Origin of the sequence: Streptomyces humidus (assembly GCF_014649655.1) — a bacterium.
GTDB classification, from domain to species: domain Bacteria; phylum Actinomycetota; class Actinomycetes; order Streptomycetales; family Streptomycetaceae; genus Streptomyces; species Streptomyces humidus.
On sequence record NZ_BMTL01000001.1, the window covers coordinates 88,456 to 111,252 of the forward strand.

The following is a 22,797-nucleotide window of genomic DNA, read 5'->3' on the forward strand; positions in this document are numbered from 1 at the left end:
CGTCGTGGACGACCTCGAGCCTGCCGGGAACGGGGGTGACCGTGTGCCCGAGGAGTGCAGAAGCGGCGTGACCCACGCCACACTCGGCATCGGCCGTCTCCCTACGCTTCCCGGACGACGGTGAGCCGCAGAGCCTGGACGTCCTCGACGAGGATCCGCCTCCGTCCCGCGCGCACGCCGCAGGAGGCGAGGGCGTTCAGGGCGGCCGTGACGGTGTTCCGGGACGTCCCCAGGTGCTGGGCCAGCTCGTGGCGGGTCAGCGCGAGTTCCACGGGGCCGCCCGTGCCGTGCGCGAGGTGCGGCTGTGCCGAGATGTCGATCAGGTGCACCAGCGCGGCGGCCAGCAGGGCACGGACGTCGCCACCGCCGCGAGCCTCGTCCGACTCCCTCAACCGCGTGAGGGCGTACCTCACCAGCAGGGGAAACAGACCGTGCCTGCTGACGAATGCCAGGAACTCCGCTTTGTCCAGGACGCCCACGACGCACGGAGAGATGGACTCGACGTTCGCCGAGCGGACCCCGTCGTCCAGCACGGCCACCTCGCCCAGCAGTTCACCGGGGCCGCGGAAGGCGAGCAGCGACAGATCGCCGTTCCGCTCCCGGCGGATGACCTTGGCCACGCCCGTGACGACGGCGAGCACGTGCGTGCCGGGTTCGCCCTGCCGCAGCAGCACGCTGCCCGCCGGATGCCGTCGTTCGAAGCAGTGCTCCAGCAGGTCGGCCCAGACTCCCTCTCCGGTGAAGTCACGAAGGCTTCGCCGTGACGGCGGGGGATCCCACGCCTCGTCCCCGGTCACGCCTCCTCCCCGGTCACGCCTCTGCCTCGGCCGCACCCGGCTCGGTTCCCGCCCGCGCTCCGGAAGCAGGAGAAGCAGGAGAAGCAGACCCGCCACGGGGACCGCGTCCGGGCGCCCTCTCCTTCAGCTGATGCAGCGTCATGTCAGTCATCATGCTGCATCCACAGGGAGTTGGAGCAGCGTTCGGCGCCCTCCTGTGAGGCGCACTCGCGCGTGATCCGTCCGCGCGCCCGGCCCCCGTGCCCGGCGCTTCCCGGGGGCCGGGCGATCGACCGCCGGCGGGACAGCCCGTCATCAAGGTCGTGCCGTGAACCGGCTCCGGCTCCGGCTCCGGCTCCGGCTCCGGCTCCGGGCCACGCAAGCTCCTCCGCGGACGGCATGAGCAGAGGGTCGGCAGGATGAACCGGCAGGCCGCGGGCGCTCCCGGTCGGCACGGCCTCGGGGCCGGGGGAAGCACCGCGTCTCGCGGCGGGAGCCTGCGCCTGGTTGAACTGCTCGATCTGGTCCAGCGCGGTGATCGTCACCACGACGTCCGACGGATCGCCCCAGTCGACGTGCAGCAGGAACTCCACGCCTCCCGTCCCGCCCGCGTCACCGTGCGGGCCGACGTTGGTGACGTAGACGGGCGCGGCGCCGAGCCGAGGCCGCCCTGTCGTCTTGAAGCCGTCGCCGAAGGGCGGGTCGCCGAAATGCTGCACACCGATCGTCGTCGACGGGACGTCAGCCGCCCGGAAGGATCCCCGTGGCGGTCGCGCTCCGGACGTACTCGGCGAGCGCGGCCGAGCCGTCCCGCACAGTGATCCCCACCCCGGCCGGCGCCCCCGTGACACCCACGGCCTCCTCGGTGCCGACGCCGGCACGAGCACGGACCGGCGCGACCGCCACCGCCGCGGGGTGCACCTCGTCCACGAGCAGGTCCGTCAGGCTCAAGTCGGGCCGTTCGTCGAGCTGTTCGGGCCAGGCGAGCACCGAGGGCGGCTGTTCGGGGCGGGAAAGTTCCAGGCCGCGCAGCGGCACCGCCAGGCCCACGCCGAGCGCCTTCAGCACGGCCTCCTTGCGCGTCCAGGTGCATAGAAAGGCGGGCTTGCGTTCGGCGGGCGGGCGGCCGTACAGCGCGGCGAGTTCGGAGTCGGCGAGCGCGACGCGGGCGGCCGGGTCGAGGTCCAGGGCGATGTCCGCCTCCTCGACGTCGAGGCCCACGCGGGCGTTCTCACAGACGGCGACGCCGATCACCGCACCGCTGTGGGCGACGGAGAAGTCGAGCCCCGGCCGTGCCGAGTGCGGCCCACCCGGCGGCAGGTCCAGCCGGACCTTGCCGTGCGGTCCGCCGCAGCGCGGGCACAGGCGACGCAGGGGGACGTCCCCCGGGGGCAGGCCGAGCAGTCCGCCCAGGGCCAGCCGGCTCAGCGCGCAGCCGACCAGGAACCGTTCACGGCCCGCCCGGCCGACGGTCGCCTCGTACCGGCGTCGCTCCACCGGGTCGAGAACAGCGAGCAGGCCCGGGTGGGCGTCGGCCAGGCCGGCCCACCACACGTGCACGGGGTGTGCGGGCACGGCGTCTCGTCCCGGCGGCGGAGGGGAAGGAGCCGTCAGTGCACGGCGCGCAGCATGCGCGTCACGTTGATGCGCGTCGGCGAGAGGCCGAGTTCCACGCTCTGCATCATTCGCTCGCCGTTCAGCCGGCCGTAAGCGAGCAGATCCACGTTCGCCAGACTGAATTCGGGCCAGGTGTGAATGCTCAGATGCGAGGCGGAAAGCAGGAGAATCGCGGTGACGGCGCCGTTCGGGAAAACATGCGACGCCTCACCGAGCACCGTGGCGTTTCCCTTTTCGGCGGCCGTGCGCAGCACCTGGAGGAGGCGCTCCTCGTCGGTCAGGATGCTGTGATCGCTCACCCATACGTCGACGGCATAAGAGCAGAGATCGTCGACGTTTATACCCTCGGTGGCGAGGCTGGCGGAGTTGGTCATGGGGAACCGGGGGTGACGAAACGCTGCCCCCGTCTCCTTTCATATAGGCGCTCGGTGGTGCCCAGGGTAGCATCCGGGGCGCGAGGCGGCTCGCGCGCGCACGGCGTCGAGCGGGCCGGAGGGCTTCCGGCCCATTCGGCGGCCAACCGGCCCGAGTCATTCCGGAAAGCATTTCCCCGATTTCTTCGCACGTTCCCGGAAAACACCCCGGGCGATATCCGGGAGAGCGGCGCGGCGAATGTCACGGAATCATTTCCTGCGTGCGCCGATTCCCCGCCGTTGCGTTTACCGTTTCACCGCCCCGGGTGCGGGACCGGTCGGCTCCCCACCTGGCCGTATACTCGATGGTCCCGGAATCCACCGATCAGCTTGCCTGGAGCAGCATTGTGACCAACGCGCGTCGGCACCCTCGGAGCACCCCCGCCGATTCCGTGCTCACGGAAGTCGCGGACGCCGTCCGGCTCCAGGAAGGCCCGCCCGGGGTGCGGTCCGTCCTGCGCGCCCTGCGCCGGCTCGCCCCCGCGTCCACGAAGGAGCTCAGCCGCGCGACCGGCCTGCCCGTTCCGATCGTGGCCGCCCTGGGCAACGAGCTGCGCCGCCGGGGTCTCGTCACCGAGGCGCGCCCGTCCCGGCTGACCGAGGCGGGTGCGGAGCTGGTCGCCCGGCTGGGCATGGACCTCGTCCTCGACGCCACCTGCCGCACCTGCGACGGCCGTGAGCTGGTCATCCCCGACGTGCTGGACGAGGCCGTGACACGGCTGCGCGCGCTCATGGCGTCGGGTCCCGCCGCCGACATGTCGATCGACCAGTCGCACTGCACGGCCGAGACCAAGGTCCGGCGGGTGCTGGCGCTCCTCACGGCGGGCGCGCTGCCGGGCGGTTCGCTGCTGCTGATCGGCGACGACGATCTGGTGTCCCTGGCCGTCGCCGTCGTGGGAGACGTGCTCGGCGGGCCGATCGTCGAGCGGGTGACCGTCGTGGACATCTCGCCGGAGATCCTCGAACACATCCAGAAGACGGCGGCCGCTCTCGGCACCCGCGTCGAGACCGTCCAGCACGATCTGCGTCATCCGCTGCCCGCCGGGCTCCACGGGCAGCATGACGTGGCCATGACCGACCCGCCGTACACCCCGGAGGGGGCCCGGCTCTTCCTCTCCCGCGCCGTGGAGGGCCTGCGGCCCGGTCCGGCGCACAGCGTCTTCTTCTCCTTCGGCGGCAAGAGCCCGGACGAGATGCTGGAGGTGCAGCGGGAGATCATGGCGCTGGGCCTGGTCACCAACGGCTATGTCCGCAACTTCAACGAGTACGAGGGCAGCGGCATCCTCGGCGGCGTCGGCTTCTTCCAGCACCTCCTCACCACCACCTCGACGTCCTCCCGGCAGGGCGAGTTCAGCGGCCCCCTGTACACCGGAGACAAGCGCACCCGGCAGCGCGAGTACACGTGCGCGGCGTGCGACGCACGGATCCTGGTCGGCCCCGGCGCCCGCTGGACCTCGGTCGCCGCGCTGCGCGGGGACGGGTGCCCGCAGTGCGGCAAGGGGCCGTTCCGACCGGGCCGTCTGGTCCCGGCGGAGGAGCCGCCGGCGCCGGCCGGACCGGCCCCGGCCCAGCCGTCCTCCGCCGCCCCGGCCGCCGTCACCGGCGCGACCGCTTCCGTCGTCACCGCCGCCCCGACTGCGGCCTCCGCCGTGACCGCTTCCGTGGCCCCGCCCCCGGCGGCTCCCGCCCCGCGCACGTACGGCTGGCGTCCGCCGACCGAGGCCGATCGCGCCGCGCTCGCCGAGCGGGCCCGCCCGTACGTCACCCGGCAGGCCGACGAGCGCGATCTGCCGGCCATCGGACGGTTCGAGGCCGAGATCGCCCGTGTCTCCTTCGGCGAGGACGCCATCGACGACCCCGCCCGGTGGGAGTCCCGCCTCGGCCGTGCCATGGAGAAGTCGAAGGAGGGCATGATCGTCGCGCACCGCCCCGGCGAGGAACCGGCGGGCTGGTGCTGGGTGAGCATCAACCAGAACGCGATGACGGGCGACCGCTACGCCAACTTCCGTTCCCTGGCGGTCTCCCCGGTGGACAACCGCGGCGACGTCGCCGAACTCCTGCTCACCGCGGGCCTGGAGTTCTGTCTGGCCAACGGCATCACGGAGGTCGTCGGCCGGGTCCACGTGGGCAACGTCCCGATGCGCACGGTCTACCGCAAGTTCGGCTTCGACCCGACCAGCCTGTCGATGAAGCTGTTCCTGCCGAAGGAGGACGGCGTCCGATGAGCGGCACGGACGGTTTCGACCCGGACCGGGTCAAGTGCGTCGTCTGGGACCTCGACGGCACCCTGTGGGACGAGATCGCCGTCGAGTCGGACACCGACGCGCTGCCCACGCCCCGCGCCGGGACGCTCGCCGCGATCGACGCGCTGGCGGCCCTCGGCGTGCTCAGCAGCATCGCGAGCCGCAGCGCGCCGTCGGTGCTCGAGCGGCTGGAGAAGGCGCCGGCACTGCGGAGCCGGTTCCTCGCGCCGCAGGTGTCCTGGCAGGACAAGAGCGAGTCGCTGCGCGCGATCGCGAAGGACCTCGGCATCGCCGTCGACGCACTGCTGCTGGTCGACGACTCGCCCTACGAGCGCGCCGAGGTCGAGGCCCTCCTGCCGGGGGTGCGCACCCTCGCCCCCGAGGACGTCCCCGCGCTGCTGGCCGCGTTCGAGGGCCGGGAGGTCACCCCGGAGTCGCGGGAGCGAGTGCGGCGCTACCGCACCGAGGAGACCCGCCGGGCGGAGGGCGAACGCTTCCAGGGCTCGCGCGAGGAGTTCCTGCGCCGGTGCGACATGCGCCTCACCGTCGGTGCGGCCACGCCCGGCGAGATCCCCCGCGCGCTGGAACTCGCCGCCCGCACACACCGCCTGAACTCCTCCGGTCTCACCCCCGACCGGCTGCGCGAGCTGGCCGCCGCGGAGGGACACGAGCTGTACACCGCTTCCATGACGGACCGTTTCGGCGAGTACGGCGTCATCGGCGCCGCCCTCGTCGACCGCAGCGCCCCCGGCCGGTGGTCCGTCCCGCTGCTCGCCCTGTCCTGCCGGGTCGCCGGCCGGGGGGCGGCGGCGGCGTTCCTGTTCCGGCTGATGCGGCGGGCCCGCGAGCGGGGGGTGGAGGAGTTCCGGGTGACGCTGCGCCCGACGGACGCCAACCTGGAGATGCGCATGCTGCTCCGCCAGGCGGGCCTGCGCCGCGTGGACGAACCCGGTGACGGCGCGTCCGCCGACTCGGCGGTCCTGGGCAGGAGCCTGCACGACGAACTGCCCGAGCCGCCCGCCTGGCTGCGGGTGACCGAACGAGAGGACGCAGAGGCGTGACGGACACCCGGGACCGGGGCGCGGTGGAACGCGAACTCCGTTCGATGATCGCCGAGGCCGCCCGCCTGGACGAGGCGTTCGTAGCGGAACTCCCCGCCGACACCGACCTGTTCGGGCCGCGGATCGGCCTCACCTCGCTGGCCGGGGTGACCCTGCTGGGCTCCGTCGACCGGCGCTTCGGGGTGGACGTGGCAGCACTGGACCTCAGCCTGGACAGTCTGCAGTCCATCGCCACCCTGAGCGACTTCGTCACGGCTCACCTCCAGCCCTCCTGACCACCCGTCTGTACGTCCGCCCCGTTCAAAAAGGTGATCCGCACGGTCGTGCCGTGACCCTGCGGGGGCGGCGGCGTTGAACGGGGAGCGCGACGGCGCACCCTGCCGTCGCACGAACCGATTCCCTAAGGAGAACGTGATGTCTCGCATCGCGAAGGTGGCCGCTGTCGCCCTCGGTACCAGCGCCGTGGTGGTCAGCGGGGCCGGGCTGGCCATGGCGGACGCGGGCGCCAACGGTGCTGCCATCGGCTCGCCGGGTGTCCTGTCGGGCAACGTCGTCCAGGTTCCGATCCACGTCCCGGTCAACCTCTGCGGCAACACCGTCAACCTCCCCGGTCTGCTGAACCCCGCGTTCGGCAACACCTGCGCCAACGTCAGCGACCACGGCAAGGGCGGCGCCAAGCACGGCGGCCACAACGGCTACGGCGACTGAGCAGCCTTCCCCAGGAGAGCCCCGGCACCTCGAGCGCCGGGGCTCTCCGCTGTTCTGCCCTGCCGCCCCGCGGTGCGGGGCCGTCCCGTGCGGTCAGGCGTACCGGTAGATCCGGGACACGTCGTCCAACTGGCTCGGGGTCATGTCCCAGGGGGGCAGCTTCTCGTGCCGGGCCACGACCCGGCGGTACTGGCTGCTGCCCGGACCGGGCGGGCCGGCCGGCAGGTAACGGTGCTCGCGGTGCCGGCTCTGCCAGCGGGTCCACAGCAGGTCGACGAAGGCGTGGTGGAGCCAGAAGACGGGGTCGTTGACGGAGGCGCCGCTGAGCATGGCCCCGCCGACCCACCGGTGCACCCGGTTGTGGTTGCGCCAGGCGGCGCTGCCCGAGCCGGAGCCCCAGCCCTCCAGCCTGTTGCGGAAGCCCCGGGCGACCGTCGAGTCCCAGGGCGCGACGTCGTAGACGGGATCCCGCAGTGCCGTCTCCACGTCGCTCGCGGTCGGCAGTGCGATCGGACTGCCGGCGCGGCCGAGGTCCCGGGTGAGGAACTCCCCGTCGGTGACGTTCTCCCTGATGGTCCAGTCTCCGGTGGCGTACGCGAACGGACCGGTCGTCACCTGGTGGTCGGACCGGCGTCCGTTGCCCCCGAGCAGGTCCTTCGTCCACGGCACGGCGGTCGTGGCACGGTCGCGCGTCCAGTCCCAGTACGGCACCGTCACCGCCGGGTCGACCCGGCGCAGGGCGGTCTCCAGGTCCAGCAGGAACCTGCGGTGCCAGGGAAGGAAGGAAGGCGTCATGTGGGCGCTGCGCAGACCGCCTTCGCCGTCGGAGACGTAGTGGTCGATGTGGATGCGCACGAACTCGTCGTACTCGCCCCTCTTCTTGATCGTCAGCAGCGCGTTCACGAAGCGCCGCCGCTCGGCGACGGTGAGCGTGCTGACGTCCTTACGGATGTAGACCATGGTGTCCCCCCGTGTACGTGTGGTGTGCCGGCCCGTCCTCGCGCAGGCGCTCCCCCGGGCCGAGCTCGTCGACCGCGGCGCGGACCGCCTCCCGTGGGGTGGCGTACGAGCGGTAGTGGTCGACCATGCTCAGCCAGGTGCCGTCGGCGCGGCGCATCAGGTGCAGCGGGCGGCCGTCGACGGTGACCTCCCACTCGGCGCCGGCCTCGGCGGCGGGCCCCCACGAGGTGAGCGCTCCGCGGATGCGCCGGCCCCGGTAGGTCTCGTCGAAGGAGAAGGCCGCGGGGCCGCCGGGCGCCGGGCGCGGGGGCCGGGAGGCCGCGACGACCGGGGTCATCGCGAGGGCGGCGGAGGCTCCGAACAGCCCGCGCAGCAGGTCCCGGCGCCGGGCGCGGCGCACCGGCCCGGATCTGGCTGTTGCTGTGGGTGTGGCTGTGTCTGCCGGAACCGTGCTCACGGGTACTCCGTCCACGCTGACGGCCATGGTGTGCTCCCTCGTCCGGGACCGGTGGTCCGGTGCGGTTGTCTGTGGGGCTAACCGCCGAGGCGGCCGCCTGGTCACCGCTTGCATCCGAACGGCCCGCTCCGGACGGCGGATCGGGGTGACTTCGGGGTGGATCCGGGGGCGGATCCGGGTACGTCGGCGGGCCCGGAGGACGACGTCCGGGCCCGTGTTCGCGGAACGACATCAGTGCGCGATCACCCCGATCGCCACCATCCAGCGGTGCGTCAGCTCGTCCAGAAACTCCACCAGCGGGTCAGGATCAGCATGCCGACGACCCCGATGTGCAGCAGGGGCGGCGCCCAGGCGAACTCGCCGAGGAAGTCCCGCACGCCGGCCGGCGCCGGCAGGAACCCGTGGCGCACGTCGAACGCGACGGCGTACCAGAACGCGAGGATCGTGGCGACCCACGCCAGGCAGCACCACAGACACAGCGCGTTGACCCGGTACAGGGACTCGAACTGCAGCCAGGACACGAACCCGATGCCGAAGAGGCAGCCGGCGGTGGACGTCAGCCAGTACCCGCGGGGGAAGGCGGCCCGGGCCAGCAGGCTCGCTCCGACGCACAGGACGATCCCGTAGGCCACCAGGCCCAGCGTCGGGTTGGGGAACCCGAACACCGAGGCCTGCTCGCTCCGCATGACACTGCCGCAGGAGACGACGGGGTTCAGGCTGCACCCGGGCGTGAAGCCGGGGTCCTCCAGCAGCTTGAACTCGTCGAGGGTGATGCCCCAGGAGGCCGGCAGCCCGGCCGCGCCGGCGAGGACCAGCAGCACGGCGTACGCCCGGCCGGCGCCCGCGCGACCGGCTGCGGCCATCGCATCAGGCGCGCAGCCGACGGACGGGCAGGACGACGTGCGCCGCCGCCGTCAGGGTCTCTTCGGCGCCCGCGAACGCGGCCAGCGCCTCGGGCGGGACGGCCCGGCCGGGCGTGGCCTCGGGCCAGGCGCGGGAGGTGAAGACGAGGTAGGCGAAGCCGCGCTCGTCGGCGGCCGCGAGCCACTCCGCCGTCGGCAGGCACTGGGCGTTGAGCCCCGGCATGTTCAGGACGGCAGCGCCGGACGCGACGAGCAGGCCGAACGGCAGACGGGGCCGTTCGGTGCCGTCGACGACGTCCCCGCCGACCGGCATGCCGTTGTCGGCGAGCAGCCGCTCGACGGCGGCGGCCGTCCCCCCGGGCCCCTCCGCGGTGTCGCCGAGGGAGTAGGCCAGGAGGTAGGGCATGTCACGCCCGTCAGGGGCTTCGCCGCTCCACGGCACCACGACGAGAGTGCCCAGGTCGGCCATGCGGAAGGGGCGGGTTGCGCTTGGGGTTGAGGTCACCGCGCGACCCTATCGGCGGGCCGGCGGACGGCCGGACGTGTTCTCACCCGACCGGGGGACGTCGGCGGGTCGCTCCACACGAACGAGGGACGCGCCGCTCGACCCGCCTCGAACAGCGCCGGGGCCGGTCCGTCGGCGACGGGACCGGCCCGGGTGGTGTCCGCACAGTCCCGCCCGGTTCGCGACCTCCGGCAGACGACGCCCGGCACGGGACGCCCGGCACGCGGCGTCCGGCACGCGCTCCCCGGAGGCGGAGGGATGCGCCCTCGGCGACGTGCGGGCGGGGAGCGTCTCAGCGGTGCAGCGGCAGTCCGCCGAGAAGCGGGTTGTGGGTGTTGAGCGCGCCCGTCACGCCCTTGACGCTGCTGAGCACGGAGTTCTTGTTCTCGGTGTCGAGGGCGTCCGACTGGTGCCGGAGCGGCATCGCGTCCTCCAGGTCGACCGGCCCCCTGGCGAGGGTGTCCACCGCGCCGTTGAGGCTGGTGGGCGTGAGGTCGTCGGGGGCGGCGAACGCGGGCGCGGCGAGGCCGGCGAGAGCCACGGATCCGGCAACGACAGCGGCAGCCTTCAGGGACTTCATCGGATTCCTTTCTTCGGCGACTCGGCAACTCGGGTCGCCGGGGCACATTCTGACGTCGTGCCTAACGAGGCCTGCCGGGCGCGGAAACCGGGTGCGCGGAAAGTTTCCGTCGGGGCCCGCCGGGCGGGGCGGGCCGCCTTCCCCTCGTTCGGGGCCCGGCTCACGGGGACGCGAACGGCCGCCCTCCTCGGAGAAGGGCGGCCGTTCGGCGAATGGCGTGTCGTGACCTCTGGGGGAGGTGACGTCAGTCGTTGACGCAGGTGTTGCCGAACGCCGGGTTCAGCAGGCCGCCCGCGTCGATCGTGTTGCCACAGACGTTGACGGGGATGTCGATGGGCAGCTGGAGAACGTTGCCCGACAGCACGCCCGGGGAGTGCTTGGCGACGCCGTTCGCGCCACTGTCGGCGGCGGCGATGCCGGAGGCGCCGGCGACGGCCGCGGCGGCAACGGAGGTCAGGACCAGGCCCTTCGCGATACGCGACATGGAGAGGTGCTCCTTGGGGGTTTTGACACAAACACCTGGGCGGGATGCCCGGCGCTGAAGTCAACGCGTGGGGCTGACGGGGGTTGTGCCGCCGAATGAGTGATGTCTGCGGAGATCAAGGTTCACCAGACCGACACAGATGTCCGGTTTGAGGGCATTAATCCATACAGAGGTTAGAGTTGCGCCGCATCCGACCCACCCCTATAGCAAGCAAATCGCACGAAGGGCACCGCCGGTGATGCGCACTTCTCTGGGTCCGACGCCGCGTCGCGCCGCGGTCGGCGCCCTCGCCCCCGCCGCGCGGCCGCGCGGGCTCCGCGTCCCCGCGGGAGCGGGCGGCCGGGTCGGGCCGGTCGCCCACGACGGCGGTCGCGGCCGTTCGGGTGATTCGCTCACGCTCTCGACCGGTGGCCGGACAGCCGTCGCGCTCACGAACCCGGTCGACCCATCTGACGATGTGCTGAATTCCACGATCAGCGAGCCGGGGGAGGCTCCGGCGGCGCGTGTACCGGCGTACGCCGACACCCTCGGCCACGACTCCGACGTGTTCGATCTACGCAGGGGTTTACGGTTCGGCGGTGACCAGCCGACGGTCAGGCTCGTTGCCCACCGGGACGCGGCGTGGGCCGGGGCGCTCTTCGTCGCCGTCGACACACGGAAGAAGTAGTCAGGCGCGTTCCCGCACGTCCGAGCGCCACCGTGAGCGAGGAAACCGCGCAATGCACCAGCCAGAACCCGATGAGAGAACCCGGGTCCTGCACCTCACCCAGCCGGTGGACGGCGGGGTCGCCCGGGTCGTGACGGACCTGGCGCGGGCCCAGCTGGCGGCCGGTCTGCACGTCACCGTGGCCTGCCCGGCCGGCCGGTTCTCCGAAGACCTGCGGTCCCTGGGCGCGGACGTCCGGCACTGGGCGGCGGCCCGGTCCCCGGGTCCCTCGCTCCCCGGCGAGGTGCGGCGGCTCGTGCGCCTGCTCGACGAGGTACGCCCCGATCTGGTGCACGCGCACAGCGCCAAGGCCGGACTGGCCGGCCGGCTCGCACTGCGGGGGCGGATCCCCACCGTGTTCCAGCCGCACGCCTGGTCCTTCGAGGCCGTCGGCGGCGCCACCGCGGCGCTGGCGCTGCACTGGGAGCGGTTCGGGGCCCGCTGGGCGGACCGGCTGGTGTGCGTGAGCGAGGCGGAGCGCGCGACCGGTGTGCACGCCGGGATCGCCGGGCGGTGGAGCGTCGTCCCCAACGGCATCGATCCCGGACGCTTCCACCCCGCCCCCGTCGACACCGTGCGCGCCTCCCTCCTGCCCGGGCTCGACGCGGCCGCCCCGCTGGTGGTGTGCGTGGGGCGGCTGTGCCGGCAGAAGGGGCAGGACGTGCTGCTGCGCGCGTGGGACGCCGTCGCGCGCCGGACGCCCGGCGCCCGGCTGGTGCTGGTGGGCGACGGACCGGACACGGAGCGGCTGTGCCGCGGGGCCCCGGAGTCGGTGCTGTTCGCCGGTCCCGTCGCCGACGTCGTGCCGTGGTACCAGGCAGCCGACCTGGTCGTGCTGCCCTCGCGCTGGGAGGGCATGGCGCTGGCCCCGCTGGAGGCGCTGGCCTGCGGACGGCCCGTGGTGGTCACCGACGTGGACGGCGCCCGGGAGAGCCTGCCGGACGCACTCGCCCCCCGCTGCCTGGTGCCCGCCGACGACCCGGCGGCGCTGGCCGAGGCCGTCATCGCGCTGCTGCTCGACCCGCTGCTGCGCGAGTCGCTCGGTCACCAGGGGCGCCTGCACGTCCTGGCCGCTCACGACGTGCGGCGCATGGCCGAGGCGGTCGCGGGCGTGTACCGCGAGCTGCTCACGACCACACAAGGGGCGCGCGTCGCGCCCACCGAGCGCAGGGAGTCCATCCACTCGTGACCGCGGAAAGCACCTTCCCCTCTCCTGGCGCGCAGCCGGGATACGCGTCCGTCTCGGTCATTCCGCGGCGGGAGAGCGCGACCGGATTCAGGTTCCCGGCCCGCCGGCCCCCCGCGCGGCCCGCGTCCCCGCTCCCGCTGCTGATCACCGACGGCATCGCCGCGCTGGCGGGCACGCTGGCGCTGACCGGCGCGCAGCGCCGACCGCTCCTGGCGGCCGTGCTGGTGACGGCGACGATGCTGCTGCGCCCGCAGCGGGTCGGTCCGGTGGCGGGTGTCCTCGACGAACTGCCCGTGGTCTGCGCCCGGATCGGGGTCGGCTGGCTGGCGCTCGCCGCGGTCGCCGGAGCGTGGCACCCGGCGCACGCGCTCTCGGCCCGCACCCTGCTCCTCGGCTGCGCGACACAGGCCGTGGCCTGCTGCGCCGGCCGCGCGGTCGTCCATCTGCTGCGGCGGCGGGCGCTGTTGCGCCGCCCGCGCGCCGCGCTCGTCATCGGGCCCGCCGCGACCGCGCAGCGGGTGGCCGCCGCCGTGCTGCGCCATCCCCGGTGCGGGGTCCGTCCGGTGGGGATCGTGTCCGAGAACCCCGACGGCGTCGACGGACTGCCGGTGCTGACCACCGGTCAGGAAGTGCAGCGGGCCCTCATCCAGAACGGCGTCCAGGACGTCCTGTGCGTCCACCCGGCGGTGCGCGGCGTGCAGGGCCCGCTGCTGCGGGCGCTCACCGAGTCGGGCTGCACGGTGTGGGAGATCGACGCCGACACCCCCTCGTACGCGAGCCGCGAGCAGCTCGCCGGGTTCTCCTGCCGCCGTCTGGAGATGGGCGCCCGGCACCGGGTCAGCCCCGGCAAGCGACTGCTGGACGTCGCGGTGTCCGGGACCCTGCTGCTGCTGGTGAGCCCGCTGCTGCTGCTGTGCGCGACCGTGCTGCGGCTGACCGACGGGCCCGGGGTCGTCTTCCGGCAGGAGCGCATCGGCAAGGACGGCAGGCCTTTCACCCTGCTGAAGTTCCGCACCCACCGCCCGGTCGACGAGCACGAGGCCGCGACCCGCTGGAGCGTGGCCGGCGAGCGTGAGATGAGCCGCTTCTGCCGCTTCCTGCGCCAGACGTCGATGGACGAGCTGCTGCAGCTGTGGAACGTCCTGTGCGGCGACATGAGCCTGGTCGGCCCCCGACCCGAACGGCCCTTCTTCGTGGGCCAGTTCAGCCAGAGCTACCCCGGCTACGCGGCCCGCCACCGCATGCAGACCGGCATCACCGGCCTCGCCCAGGTGCACGGGCTGCGCGGCGACACCTCCATCGAGGACCGGGCCCGCTTCGACAACGCGTACATCGACAACTGGTCGCTGTGGCAGGACGTGTGCATCCTGCTGCGCACCGCGGCCGCCCTCGTGCGACCGACCGGGAGCTGAAACCGCCGATGACACCAGGACCCGCCCGGAGTCTCCCGCCCGCGCTGCGACGCCTGGCCCGGCGTCTCGCCGCGCTGCCGGGGTCGCCCGCGTACGCTCACGCGGGCGCCGCAGCTCCGGCGTGCGACGCACCGCACGGAGCGCCGCGACACGCGTCCCCCGGTCAGCCGGAGGCACGCCCCGGACCGGCCCTCGCCCTGCCGCTGACGCCCGCCCGGACGCTGTCGCCGGTCCTGCCCGTGGTCGCCGTGGTCGCCCTGCTCGGCCTGCCGCTCGCGCCCGGCGGCGAGGGCGGCGCCGGACCGGCAGACGCGCTGTCCGCGCTGGTCGTGCTGTTCTGCGCGGTCCGGCTGCTGCGGCGGCGACGGCGTGCGATGTCCGGGACGGCCGCCCTGCTCCTCGGACTGCCGGTCGCCGGGCTCGCGCTGGCCGCGATGGGCGCCTCCTCGCCGGGCGCGGGCCTCACCGGCCTCGGCCGGTATCTGCAGATCTTCGTCCTCGTCCCGGCGGCCGTCGTGCTCCTGGTCCGCGACCGGGCCGACTTCCGGCTGCTGGCCTGGTCGTTCGTCGGCCTGGCGGGATGGCAGGGGGCGGTCGGCGTCCACCAGTTCGTCACCGCGACCGGCGCCTCGTACCAGGGCGAGACGATCCGGGCGGTCGGCACGTTCGGGCCGCAGGACGTGATGGGCATGGCGACCGTGGTGTCCTTCGGGCTGATCTGCGCGATCGGGCTGGCGCTCGGCCGGTCCCGTGCGCGGCAGCGGGCGGTGGCCGCCGGCTGCGCGCTCGCGCTGCTGGTGCCGCTGGCGCTCTCCTTCAGCCGGGGCGCGTGGATCGCGACCGCGCTGACCTGTGCGGTCCAGCTGGTCCTGGCCGGACTGCGGCGGGCGCTGAAGATCGGCGCGGTGGCGCTGGCGGTGGGGGTGATCCTGGTCGGCGGCTTCGGAGTCGGCTCGGCGATGCTCCAGGAGCGCGTCAGCAGCATCACCCAGGTCGCCGACGCGCCCGACCAGTCCGTCACCGACCGGTACACGCTGTGGGCGGCCGCGATCGGCATGTGGCGCGAACGGCCGCTCACCGGCGTCGGGTTGAAGGGATTCCCCGAGCACCGGGACGCGCACGCCTCCCTCGCCCTGTCCTCGGGCAGCGACACCGACGGCGCGGGCTCGGGCTTCGTCCGGCAGCCGCTGCTGTCCCCGCACAACATGTACCTGCTGGTCCTGGCCGAGCAGGGCCTGATCGGGCTGCTCGCCCTGGCGGGCGGCTGGCTGGCGCTGCTGGCCCTCGGGCTGCGCGGCTGGTCCCGTGTGCGGCGCTCGGGCCCCGGCCTCGACTGCGCGCTCGTCGCCTGCGGCCTTCTGGTCTGGCAGCTGACCGACTTCGCGTACGCCGACATCGGCGGGCCCTCGACCGTCCTGACGGCCGTCGTCTTCGGGCTCGTGGCCTGGTGGGCGCTGGCCGGCGGCGACGGCCGCGAGGAGGCGCTCGCGCGATGACGGTGATGCCTCCCCGGACGCCTCGCACGGACGGCCCCACGTCCGTGCCGCCGGCGCGGGACGCCGCACAGTCCGGGGGCGCGACCGAGTCGGCCGCAACGGCCGACACCACCTGGGCCACCGGGACCACCGGTCCGGGCGAGCCCGCCCGGACCGCCCCCACGGCGGACGCACCCTGGCCGACCGGGCCGACCGAGGCAGCTCGGACGGTAGAGGCCGCCGGGACGGTAGAAGCGCCCGGGACGGCCGAGGCGGCGGCCCGGCCGGTCGCAGAAGCCGCCGGGCGGGTGGACGGGCGCTTCGGGGAACTGCCCGTGGCCTCCCGCCGCTTTCTCGCCAGGGCCGCTCTCGTCACCGCCGCCCTGTCCGTGGCCGGCGCCCTCCTCGGGCTGCTCCGGGACCAGGCGCTGGCCCGGCTGTTCGGGGCGGGCAGCGACACCGACGCCTTCCTCGTCGCGTGGACCGTGCCCGAGTTCGCGGCCACCCTGCTCATCGAGGACGGACTGGCGTTCGCCCTGATCCCGGCGTTCAGCATGGCGCTGGCCCACCGTTCCCGGGGCGCGCCGGGCGACCCGGTCCGCGCGCTGGTCGCCGGCACGCTGCCCCGGCTGTCGCTGGCCTTCGTCGCGGTGGGCGCCCTGCTGGTCGGCACCGCGCCGCAACTCGTCGAGGCCCTCGCCCCGGGCCTGCCCGACCCCGCGCTCGCCGTCGACTGCACCCGGCTCACCGCGACCTGCGCGGTGAGCTTCGGGCTCGCCGGGTACTGCAGCGCGGCCCTGCGCGCGCACCGGCGGTACGTGGCGCCGGCGGCGATCTACGTGGCCTACAACGTCGGCATCATCGCCGGGATGTACGCGCTCGGCGGGCACTGGGGGGTGCGGTCGGCGGCGGCCGGGGTCGCGATGGGCGGTCTCCTCATGGTCGTCGTCCAACTCCCCTCGCTGTTGAGCCAGTTGAGAAGGCGCACGGTCGACGGGGAGCGGGCCGTCGCGTCCGAGGAGCCCCGGCCCCTCGACACCGCGCTGCTCACGACCGTCCTGCTGTTCGCGCTGTGCCGGCAGTCGCAGGTCCTCGTCGAGCGTTTCCTCGCGTCACAGCTGCCGGCCGGTGCGATCTCGCACCTCAACTACGCGCAGAAGGTCGCGCAGATGCCGATGATCCTGTCGGTGATGGTGTGCACGGTCACCTTCCCCGTCGTCGCGCGGGCGCTGGCCGAAGGGGACGTCGAACGCGCCCGCGGCCGGGTGGAGCGGGATCTGGCGCTGGCCGCGTGCATCGTGCTGCTCGGCACGGCGGCGGTGGTCGCCTGTGCGCCCCAGATGATCGAAGTGCTGTTCCAGCGGGGCGCGTTCACCGCGCGGGACACCGCGGCGACCGCCGGTCCGATGCGGGTGTACGCGCTCGGGCTGCTCGGCCAGACCCTGGTGGGCGTGCTGGTCCGCTCCTACTTCTCGGCGGGCCGCGGCACCTGGTACCCGGTCGGCGCGATGGCCTGCGGGATCGCCGTCACGTCCTGGATCGGCGCACTGAGCGTGCACTCCTGGGGCGTGTACGGGATCGCCGCCGCCAACGCGACCGGCATCACCGTCACCGCCCTGGTGCTGCTGGCCGGGACGGGACCGCGCAGCGTCCCCGTCCGCGTCCGGGGCGTGCTGCGCGAGCTGAGCCGGCCGGTGCGGGCCGCCCTGGTGGCGACCGTGGCCGGGACCCTCGCCGCCGACCGGTGCGAGAGCGCGCTCCTCGGGCTCCTCGTGGGCGGGCTCACCGTGACCGTCGTGTTCCTGTCGCTCGGCCGGGCCCTGGGCGCCCAGGGCATCGTCCGCGCACTCCGTTCCGTCCGTTCCGCGACCCGAAGGCTCTCCCATGGCCGCTCCTGACCGCCGCGCCCCCGCCGCCGTCCCCTGGGTGGCGATGTACCACTCCGTGGGCCACTGCGCCGAGGATCCGTACCGCGTCACGGTGACCCCCGAGCGGCTGGAGAAACAGCTGCGATGGCTGCGCCGGCGCGGGCTGCGCGGCGTCTCCGTGGCCGAACTGCTCGCCGCCCGCGCCCGCGGCGAGGGCCACGACCTGGTGGGTCTCACCTTCGACGACGGTTACGCCGACTTCCTCACCGGGGCGCTGCCCGTGCTGCGCCGCACCGGCTGCACGGCCACCCTCTTCGTGCTGCCCGGCCGGCTCGGCGGCGACAACGCCTGGGATCCGCTCGGCCCGCGCAAGTCGCTGCTGACCGCCGACGGCATCCGCCGCGCCGCCGACGAGGGCGTCGAGATCGGCTCGCACGGTCTCACCCACCTGGACCTGACCACGGCCGACGACCTCACGCTCAAGGCGGAGACCGTCGAGAGCCGGACCCGCCTCGCCGGGCTGCTCGGCGCCGAGCCCGACGGCTTCTGCTATCCGTACGGGACGATCGACCGGCGGGCCGTGGACGCCGTGCGCGAGGCCGGCTACGTCTACGCGTGCGCGATCGACCCGGGCCCGCTGAACGGCGTGCACGCCCTGCCCCGGGTGCACGTCGGGGAGAAGGACAACTCCCCGCGCCTGTACCTGAAGTACCGGCTGCACCGGCTGCGCCGGCGTCCCGTGGAGGGACTGCGGTGAAGGCCCTGCACATCATCACCGGACTCGGCGTCGGCGGCGCGGAGCAGCAACTGCGGCTGCTGCTGCGGCACCTGCCGGCGCGGTGCGACGTGGTGACGCTGACCAACCCGGGTTCGGTGGCCGACGGGCTGACCGAGGACGGCGTCAGGGTCGTCCACCTCGGCATGGCCGGCAACCGTGATCTGGGCGCGCTGCCCCGGCTGGTGCGGATCATCCGCTCCGGCGGCTACGACCTGGTGCACACCCACCTCTACCGGGCCTGCGTCTACGGCCGGCCGGCCGCCCGCCTCGCCGGGGTCCGCGCGATCGTCGCCACCGAGCACTCGCTGGGCGAGTCGCAGCTGGAGGGCCGCGAGCTGACCTCCGGGGTGCGCGCGCTCTACCTCGCCAGCGAACGGCTGGGCCGCACCACGGTCGCCGTCTCCCCCACGGTCGCCGACCGGCTGATGAGCTGGGGCGTGCCGGCCCCCCGGATCGAGGTCGTCCCCAACGGCGTCGACCTGGCCCGCTTCCGCTTCGACCCGGACGCCCGCGTGCGCACCCGACGGCGCCTCGGGCTGCCGGACGACGCCCGCGTCGTCGGGGGGGTCGGCCGTCTCGCGGCCGGCAAGCGCTTCGACGTGCTCGTCCACGCCCTGGCCCGCCTCCCCCGCGACCACTGGCTGCTGCTGGTGGGCGGCGGGCCCGAGGAGAGCGTGCTGCGGCGCCTCGCACACGACGCGGGGGTCGCCGACCGCGTCCTGTTCGCGGGCGAGCGCCCCTGCGTCCCCGACGGCACCCCCGGCCCGGACCTGCCGTCCCTCTTCGACGCCATGGACGTGTTCGTGTCCCCCTCGCCCGAGGAGACCTTCGGCCTCGCGGCCGTGGAGGCGCTCGCCTCGGGACTTCCCGTGCTCTACGCCTCCTGCCCCGCGATCGAGGACCTGCCCGCGCCGGCCGCCGGCGCCCGCCGGGTGAGCGGCGGCGCCGAGGCGTTCGTCCGCGCGCTGACCGGTCCCGGTGCACGGTCCCCCGGCCCGCGCACCGTGCCCGACGCCGTCCGCCACTACGACATCACCCGCAGCGCCGCTCAGCTCATGGACGTGTACGCGGCCGCCCTCACCGGGCCCACCCGGTCGTCCTCCGCTTCCCCGACACCTCAGGGAGTCAGTTCCCCATGACCGAGAACCCCCGTCGTCCTGCCGCCCTGCGCCGTGCCGAGGCGCTGCGGTCCTGGTCCCTGCTCGCGGCCGGCGTCGTCGCCGGCGGTCTGCTCGGCGGCGCGTACGGAGTCGTCAAGCCGCCCGTGTACACGGCCACCGCCTACGTGGTCGTCGTGCCGACCGCGAAGTCGGACCCGGCGTCCGCGCTCGGCTTCGCGCAGGCCTACGGGCGCGTCGCCACCCAGCTCGCCGTGCTCGGCGACGCCCAGGTGTGGGCGGGCGTGCCCGTGAGGACGCTGCAGCAGAGCGTTCGGACGGCGACCTCGCCGGACGCGCCGATGGTCGCGATCACGGCGGCCTCACCGCGCGCCGACCTCGCCGCCGACATGGCCAACGCGGTCACCCGCGCGCTGACCCGGCACGCCAAGGGCGCCGAGGCCACCACCAACGTCGAGCTGCAGCAGTTCGCCCGCGCGGTCCGGCCGACCGCGCCCTCCTCCGCGTCCCCGGCGGTGACCGGGCTGGTGGGGGCGAGCGCGGGCGGGCTGCTCGGCGGTCTGGTCCTGCTGGTACGGCCCAGGCGGGGCGCGCGGGAGGAGGCCGGGCGCCCGGCCGCCGTCCCCGGCCCGGCGCTCGCCGCCGACGCCCACGGAGCACTGTGAAACCGACGCTCACGACCGAACTCGTCACCGACGAGCGGGACTTCGCCGAACTCGCGCCCGCCTGGGGCCGCCTGTACGGGCGGTGCGCCACGGCCACCCCGTTCCAGAGCCACGCCTGGCTGCACTCCTGGTGGCTGTCGTACGGGCGGCGCGGCCGGCTGCGGCTGCTGCTGGTCCGCGACGGCGGTGAGCTCGTCGCCGCGGCCCCGCTGACCGCCGTCCGCCGCCCGCTGCCCGCGCTCGTGCCGCTCGGCGGGTCGATCTCCGACTACGGTGACGTCCTCGTCGACGACGAGCGCGGCGGGCGGGCCCTCGACGCGCTCACCGCAGGGCTCGCCGGGGCCGCCCGGACCGCGCTGGTCGACTTCCGCGAAGTACGGCCGGGCAGCGCGGTGGAGCAGGTCTACGAACGCTGGCACGGGCCGCGCCGGCGGGTGAACGACTCGGTGTGCCTGGAGCTGCCGGCCCTGCCCATGGAGGATCTGGTGGCCCGGCTGCCGTCGGCGAAGGCCCAGCGGGTGCGCGCCAAGCTGCGCAAGCTGGCCGCGCTCGGCGTGGAGCGCAGGGCGGTGCGCCCGGAGGAGGTCGATCCGGCGCTGCGGCGGCTGCTGGAACTGCATCGACTGCAGTGGCGGGAACGCAAAGTGACGGGAGAGCACCTGCGCTCCCGCTTCTGCGAGCACCTGGTGCGCTCGGTCGGACCGATGGTGCGCGCCGGGGACGCGGTGGTCACCGAGTTCCGGCTGGACGACGACGTCGTGGCCGTCGACCTGACCCTGCTGTCGCGGCGGCTGGCCGGGGGCTATCTGTACGGCGCCCATCCGCGGCTGCGGGAGAGCAAGGCGGACGTCGCGGTGATGCTGCTGGACGCGTGCGCCGAGCACACCCGGGGCGAGGGACGCGCCGCCCTCAGTCTGCTGCGCGGCAACGAGCCGTACAAGCACCACTGGCGGCCGGAGCCGGTCGTCAACCAGCGGCTGCTGCTGGCCCGTCGGCGCACCGCCCCGCTGCTGTCGGCGGCCGTGTGCGACGTGGCCGCGCGGCGGCGCGGCAAGGAGTTGCTGCTCCGCCTGGAGGAGCGGAGGGAGTGAGCCGGTGGCGACAGGTCCTGACGCGGGCCTGCGCCTCCGCACGGCGGTTCACCAGTCGGGCGACCACCGGTTCGGGCGGATGCACAGCTTGCCGCCGAGCCAGTACTCGACCCAGTCGCCGAGGTCCATCGGTGTGCAGTCCACCGCGGGTTCGCCGGCCGGAGCCGTCGTGGGCGGCACGGACGGTTCCTGGGAGGGCGCCGGGGCCGTCGGCCTCGTGCTCGGCTCGGCGTCGCGGCCGGACAGCAGCGAACGGTAGACCTCGGACGAGCGGGGGTTCTGCGTGCACTGCCACACGCCGTGCGGGCAGTAGTCGGTCAGCGTGTTGTACAGCGGCCGGTGCTCGTCCATCCAGGCGATCATGCGCCGCATGTACTCGGCGTTGTCGCCGTTGCGGAAGAGTCCCCATTCCGGATAGGAAATGGGCTTGCCGTGGGCCTTGGCGAAGTCCACCTGCGCCTGGAGCCCGTACGGTTCTTTGACCTGCTCGTCGAACGACAGGCCGGTCGGCTGGTCGTAGGAGTCCATTCCCACGATGTCGACGGTGTCGTCCCCGGGATAGCACTCGGTCCAGGGAACGGCGTCCTTGCCGCGGGTCGGCGTGAAGTCGAACCGGAATCTCTGGCCCGGCACCGACCGCATCGTCGAGACGATCCTGCGCCAGTACGTCTTCCAGGCCTGCGGGTCCGGCCCGCAGCGATGGGTGTACGTGACGCCGTTCATCTCCCAGCCGAGCACGATCACCGTGTCCGGCACCTTCAGCGCGACCAGCCGCTCGGCGAGGGCCCTGAAGTGGTGATCGAACTCTCCGGCCGCGCCCTGCTGCAGCAGACCGCGCACCTCCGCGTCGGAGACGTCCTCCTCGTTGCGCTCCATCATGGGCACGTTGAGGACGAGCATCCGGTCGTCCTTCTCCAGCCGCCAGTCCGCCCACACGTCGAGGAAGCCGGGCGGGCCCTCGATGTTGTGCCACCGGTCGCCCGGCAGATAGGTGTGGCCGACGCGCAGCTTCGAGCCGCCCAGCCACTCGCTGAGCTCGGCGATCCGGGCCACGCCCAGGGCGCCGTAGTCGAGATAGGCGCCGAAGGCGAGGTCGCTCTTCGCGGCCGCCGCGGACGGGGTCGGCGCGGACGGGGTCGGCGCGGCGGCCACGCCGGACGGACGTTGACTCTGAGCCGACGTCAGCGGCGCGGAAGGCCGGACCCCCGTCGCGCCCGGCACGGCAACGGTTGGGGCGGTCGGAGGGCGCGCCGGAGCGGTCGGGATGCGCGGCGGGACGGTCGGGGCGGGAGCCGGAGCGATCGGAGGGTGCGCCGGAACCGTCGGGGTGTGCGCCGGGACGGTCGGGATGGGAGCGGGAGGATCGGCGACCCGCACCACCCCCGCACCCGCGGCGAATCCAGGTCCGGATGCCAGGACGGCCGAGGCCGCGACCGCCGCCGCGACCACGGCCAGCCGTCGGGACCGTGCGCGTCGCCGCTGGGGAGCCATGCCTGCTCCTCTCTCCACTCTCGCGTAACGCGCACTGCCCGCGCATTACTGACATTCAGTCATATAAAGGTCACACGAAATGGAATCGCGCTACCGCCGTTACGGCTTTCGAGTGCCTCGATCGCCCATATCGGCGAAACGAGCGACCGTGGTGGCAGTCGGCCCGCTCACCGCACAGCGGCCTCGGCTGAGACGGGCGCGACTGGTTCCACGCCGAAGGCCCCGGCGGGCCGAGCGGGGCGACCCCTGCGCCGGGCCGGCTCGAGGCGGCGCCGCCCGTACGCGGCTGAGACGGGCGACGGGGAACGGGTGCCGGACGCGAGGAGAGCGTCCGGCA

24 protein-coding genes are annotated in these 22,797 nt (G+C 74.0%); 13 read left to right on the forward strand and 11 right to left on the reverse strand.

Annotated elements, in window-relative coordinates:
* Nucleotides 1-101 precede the first annotated feature (101 nt).
* The 4 genes from IE239_RS00355 to IE239_RS00370 all read right to left on the reverse strand — a co-directional run bounded on the left by IE239_RS00355 (nt 102) and on the right by IE239_RS00370 (nt 2,767).
* Nucleotides 102-797 (reverse strand): Crp/Fnr family transcriptional regulator, encoded by a 696-nt coding sequence (locus tag IE239_RS00355; protein WP_190147159.1) that lies wholly within the window; start codon nt 795-797, stop codon nt 102-104.
* Nucleotides 798-940: 143 nt separating this feature from the next.
* Entirely contained in the window at nt 941-1,495 is a 555-nt protein-coding gene (locus IE239_RS00360) for a hypothetical protein (RefSeq protein ID WP_190147160.1), read from the reverse strand.
* Between the two features lie 22 nt (nt 1,496-1,517).
* Nucleotides 1,518-2,351, reverse strand: coding sequence for a 4'-phosphopantetheinyl transferase family protein (locus IE239_RS00365; protein ID WP_229877633.1), 834 nt, complete (start codon nt 2,349-2,351; stop codon nt 1,518-1,520).
* A 35-nt stretch (nt 2,352-2,386) separates the two neighbouring features.
* On the reverse strand, nt 2,387-2,767 hold the full coding sequence (locus IE239_RS00370) for an S-adenosylmethionine decarboxylase family protein (protein ID WP_069773010.1): 381 nt from the start codon (nt 2,765-2,767) through the stop codon (nt 2,387-2,389).
* A gap of 431 nt (nt 2,768-3,198) precedes the next feature.
* Between IE239_RS00370 and IE239_RS00375 the strand changes: the two genes are divergently transcribed.
* From IE239_RS00375 to IE239_RS00390, 4 genes are all read left to right on the forward strand, one after another.
* On the forward strand, nt 3,199-5,031 hold the full coding sequence (locus IE239_RS00375) for a GNAT family N-acetyltransferase (RefSeq protein ID WP_190147161.1): 1,833 nt from the start codon (nt 3,199-3,201) through the stop codon (nt 5,029-5,031).
* Nucleotides 5,028-6,110, forward strand: a complete 1,083-nt coding sequence (locus IE239_RS00380) for an HAD-IIIC family phosphatase (RefSeq protein ID WP_190147162.1) — start codon at nt 5,028-5,030, stop codon at nt 6,108-6,110. Before IE239_RS00375 ends, IE239_RS00380 begins: the two co-directional genes overlap by 4 nt.
* A complete protein-coding gene (locus IE239_RS00385) occupies nt 6,107-6,385 on the forward strand; it encodes an acyl carrier protein (protein ID WP_190147163.1) in 279 nt (92 codons plus the stop codon). Before IE239_RS00380 ends, IE239_RS00385 begins: the two co-directional genes overlap by 4 nt.
* A 139-nt stretch (nt 6,386-6,524) precedes the next feature.
* Nucleotides 6,525-6,818, forward strand: coding sequence for a chaplin (locus IE239_RS00390; protein ID WP_190147164.1), 294 nt, complete (start codon nt 6,525-6,527; stop codon nt 6,816-6,818).
* Nucleotides 6,819-6,911: 93 nt separating this feature from the next.
* Here IE239_RS00390 and IE239_RS00395 read toward each other — a convergent pair whose 3' ends face one another.
* From IE239_RS00395 to IE239_RS00420, 6 genes are all read right to left on the reverse strand, one after another.
* Nucleotides 6,912-7,778: a tyrosinase family protein gene (locus IE239_RS00395; RefSeq protein ID WP_190147165.1), complete on the reverse strand. Its 867-nt coding sequence runs from the start codon at nt 7,776-7,778 to the stop codon at nt 6,912-6,914.
* Nucleotides 7,762-8,262 carry a tyrosinase cofactor gene (locus IE239_RS00400; protein ID WP_190147166.1) on the reverse strand — a complete coding sequence of 167 codons (501 nt, stop codon included), beginning with the start codon at nt 8,260-8,262 and terminating at the stop codon, nt 7,762-7,764. Before IE239_RS00400 ends, IE239_RS00395 begins: the two co-directional genes overlap by 17 nt.
* A 245-nt stretch (nt 8,263-8,507) precedes the next feature.
* Nucleotides 8,508-9,098, reverse strand: a complete 591-nt coding sequence (locus IE239_RS00405; RefSeq protein ID WP_190147167.1) for a vitamin K epoxide reductase family protein — start codon at nt 9,096-9,098, stop codon at nt 8,508-8,510.
* Between the two features lie 4 nt (nt 9,099-9,102).
* A complete protein-coding gene (locus IE239_RS00410) occupies nt 9,103-9,603 on the reverse strand; it encodes a DUF5949 family protein (RefSeq protein ID WP_190147168.1) in 501 nt (166 codons plus the stop codon).
* A 292-nt stretch (nt 9,604-9,895) separates the two neighbouring features.
* Nucleotides 9,896-10,183, reverse strand: coding sequence for a hypothetical protein (locus IE239_RS00415; protein WP_190147169.1), 288 nt, complete (start codon nt 10,181-10,183; stop codon nt 9,896-9,898).
* A gap of 244 nt (nt 10,184-10,427) precedes the next feature.
* Nucleotides 10,428-10,667, reverse strand: a complete 240-nt coding sequence (locus IE239_RS00420; protein WP_190147170.1) for a chaplin — start codon at nt 10,665-10,667, stop codon at nt 10,428-10,430.
* Nucleotides 10,668-11,124: 457 nt separating this feature from the next.
* On the opposite strand from IE239_RS00420, the gene IE239_RS43215 reads away from it, so the two are divergent.
* Genes IE239_RS43215 through IE239_RS00465 form a run of 9 tightly spaced genes read left to right on the forward strand, consistent with a single transcriptional unit; the run spans nt 11,125 to nt 20,969 of the window.
* Nucleotides 11,125-11,334: a hypothetical protein gene (locus tag IE239_RS43215; RefSeq protein ID WP_373308029.1), complete on the forward strand. Its 210-nt coding sequence runs from the start codon at nt 11,125-11,127 to the stop codon at nt 11,332-11,334.
* A 52-nt stretch (nt 11,335-11,386) separates the two neighbouring features.
* Nucleotides 11,387-12,562 (forward strand): glycosyltransferase family 4 protein, encoded by a 1,176-nt coding sequence (locus tag IE239_RS00430; protein WP_190147172.1) that lies wholly within the window; start codon nt 11,387-11,389, stop codon nt 12,560-12,562.
* Nucleotides 12,559-13,974, forward strand: a complete 1,416-nt coding sequence (locus IE239_RS00435; protein ID WP_190147173.1) for an exopolysaccharide biosynthesis polyprenyl glycosylphosphotransferase — start codon at nt 12,559-12,561, stop codon at nt 13,972-13,974. The genes IE239_RS00430 and IE239_RS00435 overlap by 4 nt, the downstream gene beginning before the upstream one ends.
* Nucleotides 13,975-13,982: 8 nt before the next feature.
* A complete protein-coding gene (locus IE239_RS00440; protein WP_229877636.1) occupies nt 13,983-15,470 on the forward strand; it encodes an O-antigen ligase family protein in 1,488 nt (495 codons plus the stop codon).
* Complete coding sequence (gene murJ / locus IE239_RS00445) at nt 15,467-17,347, forward strand: murein biosynthesis integral membrane protein MurJ (RefSeq protein ID WP_229877637.1); 1,881 nt, start codon at nt 15,467-15,469, stop codon at nt 17,345-17,347. The genes IE239_RS00440 and murJ overlap by 4 nt, the downstream gene beginning before the upstream one ends.
* Complete coding sequence (locus IE239_RS00450; protein ID WP_229877639.1) at nt 17,334-18,074, forward strand: polysaccharide deacetylase family protein; 741 nt, start codon at nt 17,334-17,336, stop codon at nt 18,072-18,074. Before murJ ends, IE239_RS00450 begins: the two co-directional genes overlap by 14 nt.
* A complete protein-coding gene (locus tag IE239_RS00455; RefSeq protein WP_190147174.1) occupies nt 18,071-19,234 on the forward strand; it encodes a glycosyltransferase in 1,164 nt (387 codons plus the stop codon). Before IE239_RS00450 ends, IE239_RS00455 begins: the two co-directional genes overlap by 4 nt.
* The gene (locus IE239_RS00460; protein WP_190147175.1) at nt 19,231-19,878 is read left to right on the forward strand and encodes a YveK family protein; all 648 of its coding nucleotides are present in this window, start codon (nt 19,231-19,233) and stop codon (nt 19,876-19,878) included. The genes IE239_RS00455 and IE239_RS00460 overlap by 4 nt, the downstream gene beginning before the upstream one ends.
* Nucleotides 19,875-20,969, forward strand: a complete 1,095-nt coding sequence (locus IE239_RS00465; protein ID WP_190147176.1) for a GNAT family N-acetyltransferase — start codon at nt 19,875-19,877, stop codon at nt 20,967-20,969. Before IE239_RS00460 ends, IE239_RS00465 begins: the two co-directional genes overlap by 4 nt.
* A gap of 48 nt (nt 20,970-21,017) precedes the next feature.
* Here the strand turns inward: IE239_RS00465 and IE239_RS00470 are convergent, their stop codons facing one another.
* Nucleotides 21,018-22,460 carry a glycoside hydrolase family 26 protein gene (locus tag IE239_RS00470; RefSeq protein ID WP_190147177.1) on the reverse strand — a complete coding sequence of 481 codons (1,443 nt, stop codon included), beginning with the start codon at nt 22,458-22,460 and terminating at the stop codon, nt 21,018-21,020.
* Between the last annotated feature and the right edge of the window lie 337 nt (nt 22,461-22,797).